The sequence below is a fragment of the Aeromicrobium sp. genome (assembly GCF_036676885.1).
GTDB lineage: Bacteria > Actinomycetota > Actinomycetes > Propionibacteriales > Nocardioidaceae > Aeromicrobium.
Genome location: NZ_JAKFCB010000113.1, coordinates 1 through 10623 on the forward strand (window position 1 = coordinate 1; position 10623 = coordinate 10623).

Sequence of the window (10623 nt, forward strand, 5' to 3'; positions counted from 1 at the left end):
TACGGCCAGAGGTCGGTGAGCTCGCTGACCGTGTGCGCGCGGCCGGTGTAGAACGGGACTTCCTCACGTACGTGTCGGCGGGCGCGACTGGCGCGCAGCTCCCGCATGAGGTCGACGATGCGGTGCAGCTCGTCGGCCTCGAACGCGAGGATCCACTCGTAGTCGCCGAGCGCGAACGACGCGACGGTGTTGGCGCGTACGTCCGGGTAGTCGCGCGCCTGCATGCCGTGCTCGCGCAGCATGTCGCGGCGCTCCTCCTCCGGCAGGAGGTACCACTCGTACGACCGGACGAACGGATAGACGCAGACGTACGGGTGCGTCTCCTCCTCGGCCATGAACGCCGGGATGTGCGAACGGTTGAACTCGGCGGGCCGGTGGAGCGCCAGCTGGGACCAGACCGGCGCCATGTGCGAGCCGAGCTCGGTGCGGCGGAACCTGTTGTAGGCAACCTGCAGCGCGTCGCTGCTCGGCGCATGCCACCAGATCATCAGGTCGGCGTCGGCCCGCAGACCGCTGACGTCGTACGTGCCGCGCACCACGACGTCATCGGCCTCGAACGTGCGGAAGAGCGCCTCGACCTCGGCGGCGAAGGCGGCGCGGGGCGAGTCGCCGAGCACCCGCTCGAGCCGGAAGACCGACCACATCGTGTAGCGGATCGTGTCGTTGATCTCCTTGGCCAGCTTGCCTTTGTTCTCCACGCGCTCGGTCATGCCTCGATTGTCCCAGCGTCGAGGATGCGCCGCGCAGCCGCCCGACCCGACGCGATGACCGCAGGGATGCCGACTCCGTTGTAGGCGGCGCCGCAGACCTCGAGGCCTGGCACGGCGGCCACCGAGCGTTCGATGATCTCGACGCGGTCGAGGTGGCCGACGTCGTACTGCGGCAGCCCACCTCCCCATCTCTGCACGACCCAGTCGAGCGGCTCCGGCAGCCCACCGAACGCCGTACGGAGGTCGTCGAGCGCGCGGACGGCGATGTCTCGGTCGTCGTGCTGGAGCAGCGTGGCCTCGCCGGCGCGTCCCACCGAGGCTCGGATGACCGTGCGCCCGGTGTCGGCGACCCACTGCCACTTGTTGGACGCCACCGTGGCGGCCTTGATGAACGTGTGATCGACCGGCGGGACCAGGAAGCCGGATCCCTCGAACGCGGGCGGCTCGTCGAAGACGTACGTGACGAGCGCCATGCTGGCGTACTCGATCGCCGCCAGCGCGAACGCCGCGTCGGGCGCGTCCTCCGCGATCAGGCGAGCGGCGGCCGGCGCGGGCGCGGCGACGACGACCGCGTCGACGTCCAGGTGCTCGACGTCGGTGGTCGGCCCGACGGAGAGCCGCCACCCGTCGGCCGAGCGCGTGATGGCGCGGACCGTCGCGTCGAGGCGTACGTCGATGCCCTCGGTCGCCGCGATCGCGGCCGGCAGCTGGCCCACTCCCCCGGCGAGCCCGGCGAACACCGGCCCGCTCGCGTTGGCGGCGGCCCTCGCGATCACGGCGCCCGCGAGGAGATCAGGACCCAGCTCGGCGATCTGGGGTGTGGTCGCTCGCAACGACAGCGAGTCGGTACGACCGGCGTACACGCCGCCGAGCAAGGGCTCGACGAGCCGGTCCAGCACGTCGCGCCCCAGCCGCTCGGTGACGAACGACGCGACGGATACGTCCTCGTCGGGCACCGGGACGACGTGCGGGTCGACGTCGGCGATGCCGGACGCGGCCAAGGCGTCGACGTCGGCCGGTATGCCCATGACGGTCGGCGGCATCGGCCGCAGAGCGCCGTGCGTCCAGATCGACGCGGTGATCGTACGGGGGTTGACGAGGCGCTCGTCGAGGCCGACGGCGTGCACCAGGTCGAGCGCCTCGGGTCGCCGGGCCAGCATCGACTCGGCGCCGAGGTCGAGCGTCAGGTCACCGACCGAGCCGAGCTTCAGCTTGCCGCCGAGGCGGTCCGAACCCTCCAGGACGATGACCTCGGCGCCGCCGGCCCCCAGCTCGTACGCCGCGGCGAGGCCGGACATGCCGCCACCGACGACCGCGACGCGCATGTCAGGACTGAGTCGGCTCGTAGCCGTGCACGAAGTCGACGAGGCGCGCCAGCGCGTCCGGGTCGGTCGCCGGCAGGACACCGTGGCCCAGGTTGAACACGTGCCCCTCGGCGGCCCGGCCCGCCTCGATGACCTCGGCGGCGCGGGCGTGCACGAACTCGGTCGGCGCGAAGACCGCCGTGGGGTCGAGGTTGCCCTGGACCGCCTTGCCGGGGCCGATCCGGCGTACGGCCTCGTCGAGCGGCACCCGCCAGTCGACACCGACGACGTCCGCGCCGGCATCACCCATGGCGTGCAGCAGCTCACCCGTGCCGACGCCGAAGTGGATGCGCGGCACGTCGAGATCGGCGACCGACGCCAGCACCGCAGCGGAGTGAGGCTTGACGTATGTCTCGTAGTCCGCGAGCGACAGCGCACCGGCCCACGAGTCGAACAGCTGGATCGCCGACGCGCCGGCCTCGACCTGGAGCCTCAGGAACTGCCCCGCGATCGCCGCGATGCGGCCCAGCAGGGCGTGCCACAGGTCGGGCTCGGAGTACATCAGCTGCTTGGTCAGTCGGTGGTCGCGCGACGGCCCGCCCTCGACGAGGTAGGACGCGAGCGTGAACGGGGCACCCGCGAACCCGATCAGCGGGGTCGAGCCGAGCTCGCCGACGAGGGCCTTGACCGCGTCGGTGATCGGCGTGACGTCGTCGGGCTCCAGGTCGCGGAACTGGGCGAGCTGTGCGGTCGAGCGGATCGGGTCGGCGACCACCGGACCGGTGCCCGGCACGATGTCGAGGTCGATGCCGATCGCCTTGAGCGGCACGACGATGTCGGAGAAGAAGATCGCGGCGTCGACACCGTAACGGCGTACGGGCTGCATCGTGATCTCGACGACCATGTCGGTGCGGAAGCACGAGTCGAGCATCGCGGTGCCTTCGCGCAGGGCAAGGTATTCCGGCAGCGACCGGCCCGCCTGGCGCATGAACCACACGGGAGTGTGCGCCGGCCGCTGGCCACGGCAGGCTTGGAGGAACGCACTGTCGGTCATCGTCACGGTCACACTGCATTGTCTCAGGTGAGCCATCGCTGTCTCGGGTGGGCCACGGCCGCCCCAGGTGGGCAGTGACTCAGGTCGTGCGGAGTGTCGGGGCCCGGCCTGACCCCGGCGGGCCTACGATCACAGGGTGGGAGCCCGAAGCGACATCGACCGCACCCCCGCGCAGTTCACCGCTGCGGTGGAGCACATACGGCAAGCCGTCCTTCGACCCGAGGTCGTGGTCGACGAGATGCCCGCGCCCCAACGCATCGCCCCGCACGCATTCGCGATCAGCGGCGACGTGCTCGTCGGCGAGGACGAGCTGGCGACCGGGCGGTTCATCCTGCTGCATGACCCTGCCGGAAACGACGCCTGGGGCGGTACGTTCCGTTGTGTGACCTTTGCCCGCGCAGACATCGAGGCCGACATGGCCGCCGATCCCGTGCTGCCCAGCGTCGGGTGGAGCTGGCTGACCGAGGCCCTCGAGGCGTACGGCAGCGCCTACACCGCCGGGAGCGGCAGCGTCACGGTCGTACGTTCTGAGGGCTTCGGCGAGATGGCCGCCGACGGGTCCGACGCGCAGATCGAGGTGCGCGCCTCCTGGACGCCGTTGACCGAACCGCCCACGCCCGGCATGGACTCGCATGCGGCGGCCTGGTCCAACTTGTTGTGCGCGATCGCCGGCCTGCCGCCGCTGGCGCCCGGTGTCATTCCCCTACAGCGCAGGCGTGGTGTCCGTTGACCCCTTCCGAACACGCCACCCCCGACGAGATCCAGACCGACGCCATCGCAGACGAGACGCCGGAGCCGATCACACCCCAGGCACCCCGGCTCGAGCTCCGCGATCCGCTGCCGCCGGTCGTCGACACCCCGGAGCTGCTGCGCGAGACCTGCGAGCGCATCGCCGCCGGCACGGGTCCGATCGCACTCGACGCCGAGCGGGCTTCCGGCTACCGCTACTCCCAGCGGGCCTACCTCGTGCAGGTACGCCGCGAGGGCTCCGGCACGCACCTGATCGACCCCATCGCGTTCGACAGCCTGGTGCCGCTCGACACCGCGTTCGACGGCAACGAATGGATCCTGCACGCGGCGACGCAGGACCTGATGTGCCTCGCCGAGATCGGCCTCTACCCCGAGTCGCTGTTCGACACCGAGCTCGCCGGCCGGCTGCTCAACCTCCCCCGCGTCGGCCTGGCCGCCCTCGTCGAGCACTACCTCGACCTGAGCCTGGCCAAGGAGTTCTCGGCCGCGGACTGGTCGACCCGCCCGTTGCCCGAGCCGTGGCTCGTCTACGCCGCGCTCGACGTGGAGGTGCTGATCGAGCTCCGCGACCTGATCGACGCCGACCTGCAGAAGGCCGGCAAGCGCGAGTGGGCCGCCGAGGAGTTCGAGGCGCTACTGGCGTTCCAGGGTCCACCCGAGCGCAAGGAGCCCTGGCGGCGTACGTCCGGCATCCACAAGGCCCGCGGACGGCGTGCGCTGGGCCTGGTCCGTGAGATCTGGGAGACCCGCGACGCGATCGCCGAGGCGCGCGACACGACGCCGGGTCGCATCCTGCCCGACGCGTCGATCCTCGAGATCGCGGTCAATCCCCCGCAGGACGCCAACGCGCTCAAGTCGATGCGCATCATGCGGAATCGCGGTCCCCGCCGGTTCCTCAGCGAGTGGTACGACGCCGTGGAGCGGGGCCTGACGCTCGACGAGTCCGAGCTGCCGACGACTGGTCAGCGCACGGATGGGCCGCCCCCACCCCGAGCCTGGGCCGACAAGAACCCCGAAGCCGCCGACCGACTCGCCCGCAGCCGCGAGGTCGTGGTGGAGCTCGCCGAGAAGCACGACCTGCCGACCGAGAACCTCATCAGTCCGCAGCTCGTACGCAACCTGGCGTGGGAGCCACCGACGCCGATCACGGTCGACACCGTCACCGAGGCGCTCACGGCAGATGGCGCGCGAGCCTGGCAGATCGGCCTGATCGTGGACCCGCTGACGGCGGCCCTGCGCGCTGACGACGTGTGACGCAGCCGGCATCTCCTGCGCAAGCCCCACGCGCCTGCGACATCTACTGAGAACAAGTCGTCCAGAGCACCTGAACTCAGGTTTACGCAGTTACGGTTGTCGCATGACTGCAGGGTTCTCGCCGGAGGTCACGGCATGACGGAGTTCAAGCGGCCGTCGCTGCCCGGCTCGGCCCTGTTCGAGGCGCAGGCCGATGGCGCCGACCCTGCGGAGATGGCCGCCGCCGGTCATCGCATCGCGACGCTGCTGGTCCGCGGGCCCCGGTCCGACAACGACCAGGGCCTCGTCGACCGCGTGCTGCACCTCGCTGACGAGGAAGGTCTCGGGGTCATCGCCGACCTCTGGTCGCATGCCTCCGCCGACAGCCTGGCCGGCGCGCTCTGGCGCCTCTACCTGCTCCGCACCTGGGTCTACCGCCAGCCCGAGCAGGCGGCGCTGGAGTTCCGCACCGGCAAGGCGTACGCACCCGTGCACGAGGTGCTCGCGGGGGTCGTCGACCCCCCGGGACCCGATGAGGTCATCGCGCTGGTCGACACCGTCGTGCGAGGCATCGTCGGCGAGGACTTCGACGTGACACTCGACCGGGCGGCCGCGTTCGCGCACATCGTCGGGGTCGGTCGGGCGCAGCTCGACACCGGCGATCCGCAGAGCGCCGCGAAGCTCGTCGACACCGCCGTGCACCTGCGCCGGGCCGCTGAGCTCGAGCGCTCCGACCGGCTGCATTGACCTGGCTCACAGTCACGCTGCGAGGTGCCTTGAGTTGCGCCATTGCTCGGTTAGGCTGGTGCACGCGTCGGGCTGTGGTAGCCCCGGGTCCCAAAATTAGCCGCTTCGAGCGGCCACGCGCCGTGAGGCGCTTCCCAGCCCGGCGCGACCAACTCCTCGCGATTCAGCGCCGCGGCGCGAACGTCGTGTACGACTGCGCGGGTCGGCCCATCGCCGCCAGCTCGTCGAGATCCTCCGGCGTCGGCGTCCACTCGCCTGCGGCCGCGTTGGCGGCGACCTGCTCGGGCTTCGTGGCACCCGCGATGACGCTCGAGACCGCCGGCTGCGCGGCGAGCCCGCCGATCGCGAGCTCGAGGATCGAGATGCCGCGCGACGCCGCGAACGACTCGAGCGCCTCGATGCGGTCCCAGTCGGCGCTCGCGAGCCGTTGCGCCTGGGAGGACAAGGCCAGCCGCGTGCCAGCGGGCGCGGTCTCGCCCCGGCGGTACTTGCCGGTCAGCAGGCCGTACGCCAGCGGGAAGTACGGCAGCACACCGACACCCAGGGCGAGGCACGCGGGCACGAGCTCGGTCTCCGCGGTGCGGTTGTAGAGGGAGTACTCGTTCTGCGCCGTGGCGAACGCCTCCAGCCCCTTGGTCCGGGAGATCCAGTCGGCGTCGACCACCTGCCAGGCCTGCAGGTTGGAGCTACCGATCGCGCGCACCTTGCCCTCCTTGACCAGCTCGGTCATCGCGCCGAGGGTCTCCTCGATCGGCGTCGAGGGGTCCGGTGTGTGCAGCTGGTAGAGGTCGATGTGGTCGGTGCCGAGCCGCTGGAGGCTCGCCTCGGCGGCCGTACGCACGTACGCCGCGGTGCCGCGCCGGCCACCGTCGTCGCCGTTGACGCCCTGCATGTCCATGCCGAACTTGGTCGCGATCACGACCTCGTCGCGCCGGCCCTTCAACGCCTCGCCGAGCAGCTGCTCGCTCTGGCCGATGCCGTACGAGTCGGCGGTGTCGAAGAACGTGATGCCGTGCTCGAAGGCAGCGTCCACGACGGCCTTCGTCTGGTCCGCGTCGATGCGGGTGCCGAAGGCGTTGCAGCCGACACCCACGGTCGAGACGGCGATGTCGCTGGTTCCGAGGTTGCGGGTCATGACTCCAGCCTAGGGAGCGCGTGGATGCGCTCAGCGAGCGTCTCAACTCACGTACACTCGCCTGATGTTCTCGAGGACGGCCGCGCGCCGGACCGCCGCTGCCCTGACAGCGGCACTGGTCGCCGTGCTCCTCGTGACCTTCGGCGGACCGACCCGCGCATCGGCGCAGCGGCTCAGCGTTGCCGGCACGAGTCACGCCGGCACCGCCGCCAAGGCGGCACGCGTGCCGCACGCCGTGCTGCCGGCCCACCACCTCCAGACGCCGCTGCAGCTCGACCTCGCCACGACGCCGCCGAGCGAAGCGCCTGACGTACGCATGACCGTCGCGGTTGCGGCCGCCGAGACGGTTGTCGTACGCACCGGGAGTCGCCTCGTCAGCCCCACCGGTCGGGCGCCGCCAGCTCTCTGAGCCACGCCATCCGCCCGTCCGCCCACGCCACCCGGCGTGACCTCTGAAAGCTGACCCATGTCTTCCCGTGCACCCATCTGGCGCGCTGTTGCCGCCTTCGCCGTCATCGCCGGCTCCCTCGCCCTCGCCTTCACCAGCTCCGCCAAGCTGGGCCTCGACCTCAAGGGCGGCACCCAGATCGTCCTCGAGACCCAGGACACGGGCCGGGTCAAGGCCGACGCCGAGTCCACCGACCGCGCTCTCAGCGTCCTGCGCGGTCGCGTCGACGCCCTCGGCGTCGCCGAGCCCACGCTGGCTCGCTCCGGCGAGAAGCGCATCATCATCGAGCTGCCCGGCGTGCAGGATCCCCGCGAGGCCGCCAAGGTCATCGGCCAGACCGCTCAGCTGTCGTTCCACGAGGTCCTCCGCATACCCGCCACCCCCGACGAGAAGCCCGCCGAGGGTGAGCAGCTCATGCAGGACGAGAGCGGTGCTCCGGTCATCATCGGCAAGGCGCTGCTGAACGGCAACGGCGTCAAGGACGCATCGGCCCAGTCCGACCCGCAGAGCCTCGGGGAGTGGACCGTCGACGTCGAGTTCAACGGTCAGGGCAGCGGCGGGTGGAAGCAGCTCGTGTCGGACGCGTGCGCCAACACGGCGGCCGGCAACCGCGTCGCGATCGTGCTCGACGACAAGGTCATCTCCTCACCTGGCGTGGTGCCGCAGCTGTGCGCCGCCGGCGGTGGCGCTCGTACCAGCATCACCGGAGACTTCAAGCAGGCCGAGGCCAAGGACCTCGCGGTGCTGATCAAGGGCGGCGCGCTGCCTGTCGAGGTCGAGACGATCGAGCAGCGCACCGTGGGCGCAACGCTGGGCGACGTCGCCATCAAGGCGTCGGTCGAGGCCGCCATCATCGGCATCATCCTCACCGGTCTGTTCATCCTGTTCATCTACCGGCTCGTCGGCCTGCTCGCGACGATCGCGCTCGGCACGTACGCCCTGATCGCGTACGGTCTGCTGGTCTGGCTGGGCGCGACCCTGACGCTGCCCGGCCTCGCGGGCTTCGTCCTCGCGATCGGGCTCGCCATCGACGCGAACGTCCTGGTCTTCGAACGAGCGCGCGAGGAATACGCAGAACGTACGAGCGCCGGGCTCTCCCCCGCGCTCAACACCGGCTTCAACAAGGCGTGGTCGGCGATCATCGACTCCAACGTCACGACCCTGCTCGCGGCGGCGCTGCTGTTCTTCTTCGCGTCCGGGCCGGTCAAGGGCTTCGGCGTGACCCTGTCGATCGGTGTCATCGCCTCGATGATCTCCGCACTGGTCATCGCGCGGGTGCTCACCGAGTGGGCGATGCGGCGGGCGTACGTCCGCAAGCACCCGGCGCTCAGCGGCATCAGCGGCACCGGGCGTATCCGCAAGTGGCTGACCGAGAGCGGTCCGGACCTGATGAAGCGCAGCGGCACATGGATCGCCGTGACACTGGTGGTCGCGGTCGTCTCGATCGGCGGCATCGCGCTGCGCGGGCTCAACCTGGGCGTCGAGTTCACCGGTGGTCGCCTGCTGGAGTTCTCGACCTCCAAGCAGGTCGACGTCGAGGTCGCCCGCGAAGCCGTCAGCGACGTCGGCTACCCCAAGGCCGTCGTGCAGTCGTCGTCGGGCACGGGTGGCCGCGAGAACATCACGGTCCGCGTCGAGGAGGTCACCAACGACGAGGCGGTCGAGATCCAGGACGCCATCGCCACGGTCGCCGGCACCGCCGAGAAGGAGCGCGACGAGCTCATCGGCCCGAGCCTCGGCAAGGAGCTGCGCGACAAGGCCCTCATCGCGTTCGCGATCGCGATCGCCGCGCAGATGCTCTATCTCGCGTGGCGGTTCCGGTGGACGTACGCCGCCGCCGCGGTGATCTCGATGGCCTCGGTCGTGCTGACTGTCGTCGGCGTGTTCGCGTGGTGGGGCAAACCGATCGACGGGGTGTTCCTCGCCGCCGTGCTGTCGATCATCGGTCTGGCGGTCAACGACACGATCGTGGTGTTCGACCGCATCCGCGAACACACCCGCGAGAATCGCAAGCGGCCGCTGCGCGACGTCGTCAACGAGGCGATCCTGCAGACGATCCCCCGCACGATCAACACCGGCCTCGGCGCGATGTTCATCCTCGCCGCGCTGGCGGTGCTGGGTGGCAGCTCGCTGACCGACTTCGCGATCGCGCTGCTGCTGGGACTGTCGGTCGGCATCCTGTCGACGATCTTCACCGCCTCGGCATTGGCGGTCGTGCTCGAGGAGCGGTGGCCGTACGACCCGTCGGATCCGCGCAAGCGAGTCATCGACCCGTACGCCAATGTCGACGACGGCAAGTCGACCTCCGGCGCGGTGGTGTAGGCCCTAGGGTTTGGGGATGACGTCGACACCGCCGGAGCCGCCCGAGTCCGACAGCAACGAGCCGACCGTCCCCCTCGAGGGTGGCGAGCCCGACTACGGTCGGGTCAACCCGCCTCCGCCCCCTCCGGGTCAGGTGCCGCCGGGTCAGGTGCCGCCGCCTCCTCCGGGAGGCTACGGCCCTCCCCCGGGATATCAGCCGCCTCCTGGCGGGTACCCGCCCCCTCCGGGCCAGCCCTACGGCGCGCAGGCCGGGGCGCCCTGGGGTGTGCACCCGGTGACGGGTGTGCCGTACTCCGACAAGCAGAAGCTGGTGGCCGGCCTCCTGCAGATCCTGATCCCGCTGGGCATCGGCCGCTTCTACATCGGCGACACCGGCAAGGGCGTCGCGCAGCTCCTCGTCACGATCTTCACCTGCGGTATCGGCGCGCTGTGGCCGTTCATCGACGGCATCATCATGCTGGTCGGCGACCCGACCGACGCTCAGGGCCGCCCGCTTCGCCCCTGAGCGCGCATGTGCGTCATAACTTCTGAGGCCCCTGGACCTCGATTCTTATGACGTCACGCCGTTGTCCACACCCCTGCGCTGGGGGCTGACAGAACGGCGCGCGTTTCGGTAGTTTCTCGGCATGCGATTCGGGGGAATTGTTCTTGCGGCCTTGCTGACCCTTGGCGCTTGCTCCTCCGATCCCGAGCCCAAGGAACCCAAGCGCACCGCCTCCGCGACGCCGACAGCGACCCCGCCGACCATGCCGGCGCAGGCGAAGGAAGACACCCCCGAGGGCGCAGCCGCCTTCGTCAAGCACTACATCGACGTCTTCAACTACGCCTCCAACACGGGAGACGTCGAAGAGCTATCCCGACTGTCATCCCCGGACTGCAAGGGCTGCCAGAGCTACATCACGCTCTACCGCGACACCTAC

At 70.4% G+C, this 10623-nt stretch carries 11 protein-coding genes; 7 read left to right on the forward strand and 4 right to left on the reverse strand.

Annotated features, from left to right (window positions below; translation table 11 throughout):
- The 3 genes from hemQ to hemE all read right to left on the reverse strand — a co-directional run.
- The coding region (gene hemQ, locus V6M46_RS05690; protein WP_332662810.1) for a hydrogen peroxide-dependent heme synthase at positions 1 to 710 on the reverse strand (710 nt) is incomplete at its 3' end.
- Positions 707 to 2035: a protoporphyrinogen oxidase gene (gene hemG / locus V6M46_RS05695; RefSeq protein ID WP_332662811.1), complete on the reverse strand. Its 1329-nt coding sequence runs from the start codon at positions 2033 to 2035 to the stop codon at positions 707 to 709. The genes hemG and hemQ, both read right to left, overlap by 4 nt.
- A gap of 1 nt (position 2036) precedes the next feature.
- The gene (gene hemE, locus V6M46_RS05700) at positions 2037 to 3068 is read right to left on the reverse strand and encodes a uroporphyrinogen decarboxylase (protein WP_332662820.1); all 1032 of its coding nucleotides are present in this window, start codon (positions 3066 to 3068) and stop codon (positions 2037 to 2039) included.
- A gap of 136 nt (positions 3069 to 3204) precedes the next feature.
- Here hemE and V6M46_RS05705 point away from each other — a divergent pair, with 136 nt between their 5' ends.
- From V6M46_RS05705 to V6M46_RS05715, 3 genes are all read left to right on the forward strand, one after another.
- Positions 3205 to 3798, forward strand: a complete 594-nt coding sequence (locus tag V6M46_RS05705; RefSeq protein ID WP_332662812.1) for a DUF3000 domain-containing protein — start codon at positions 3205 to 3207, stop codon at positions 3796 to 3798.
- Positions 3795 to 5072 (forward strand): HRDC domain-containing protein, encoded by a 1278-nt coding sequence (locus V6M46_RS05710; protein ID WP_332662813.1) that lies wholly within the window; start codon positions 3795 to 3797, stop codon positions 5070 to 5072. The genes V6M46_RS05705 and V6M46_RS05710 overlap by 4 nt, the downstream gene beginning before the upstream one ends.
- Before the next feature lie 135 nt (positions 5073 to 5207).
- Positions 5208 to 5798: a hypothetical protein gene (locus V6M46_RS05715; protein ID WP_332662814.1), complete on the forward strand. Its 591-nt coding sequence runs from the start codon at positions 5208 to 5210 to the stop codon at positions 5796 to 5798.
- Between the two features lie 163 nt (positions 5799 to 5961).
- Here the strand turns inward: V6M46_RS05715 and V6M46_RS05720 are convergent, their stop codons facing one another.
- Positions 5962 to 6933 carry an aldo/keto reductase gene (locus tag V6M46_RS05720; RefSeq protein ID WP_332662815.1) on the reverse strand — a complete coding sequence of 324 codons (972 nt, stop codon included), beginning with the start codon at positions 6931 to 6933 and terminating at the stop codon, positions 5962 to 5964.
- A 64-nt stretch (positions 6934 to 6997) separates the two neighbouring features.
- Between V6M46_RS05720 and V6M46_RS05725 the strand changes: the two genes are divergently transcribed.
- The 4 genes from V6M46_RS05725 to V6M46_RS05740 form a co-directional block, all read left to right on the forward strand.
- On the forward strand, positions 6998 to 7342 hold the full coding sequence (locus V6M46_RS05725) for a hypothetical protein (protein WP_332662816.1): 345 nt from the start codon (positions 6998 to 7000) through the stop codon (positions 7340 to 7342).
- A 57-nt stretch (positions 7343 to 7399) separates the two neighbouring features.
- Positions 7400 to 9703: a protein translocase subunit SecD gene (gene secD / locus V6M46_RS05730; protein WP_332662817.1), complete on the forward strand. Its 2304-nt coding sequence runs from the start codon at positions 7400 to 7402 to the stop codon at positions 9701 to 9703.
- 16 nt (positions 9704 to 9719) lie between these two features.
- On the forward strand, positions 9720 to 10208 hold the full coding sequence (locus tag V6M46_RS05735) for a TM2 domain-containing protein (RefSeq protein ID WP_332662818.1): 489 nt from the start codon (positions 9720 to 9722) through the stop codon (positions 10206 to 10208).
- Positions 10209 to 10329: 121 nt separating this feature from the next.
- Positions 10330 to 10623, forward strand: a 294-nt coding sequence (locus tag V6M46_RS05740; protein WP_332662819.1) for a DUF6318 family protein, incomplete at its 3' end; no start/stop codon positions are given.

Coding starts and splice junctions, on each gene's coding strand:
- hemG (WP_332662811.1), bottom strand. CDS start 2,035: ATGCGCGTCGCGGTCGTCGGTGGCGGCATGTCCGGCCTCGCCGCGGCG.
- V6M46_RS05715 (WP_332662814.1), top strand. CDS start 5,208: ATGACGGAGTTCAAGCGGCCGTCGCTGCCCGGCTCGGCCCTGTTCGAG.
- V6M46_RS05720 (WP_332662815.1), bottom strand. CDS start 6,933: ATGACCCGCAACCTCGGAACCAGCGACATCGCCGTCTCGACCGTGGGT.
- V6M46_RS05735 (WP_332662818.1), top strand. CDS start 9,720: ATGACGTCGACACCGCCGGAGCCGCCCGAGTCCGACAGCAACGAGCCG.
- V6M46_RS05725 (WP_332662816.1), top strand. CDS start 6,998: ATGTTCTCGAGGACGGCCGCGCGCCGGACCGCCGCTGCCCTGACAGCG.
- hemE (WP_332662820.1), bottom strand. CDS start 3,068: ATGACCGACAGTGCGTTCCTCCAAGCCTGCCGTGGCCAGCGGCCGGCG.
- secD (WP_332662817.1), top strand. CDS start 7,400: ATGTCTTCCCGTGCACCCATCTGGCGCGCTGTTGCCGCCTTCGCCGTC.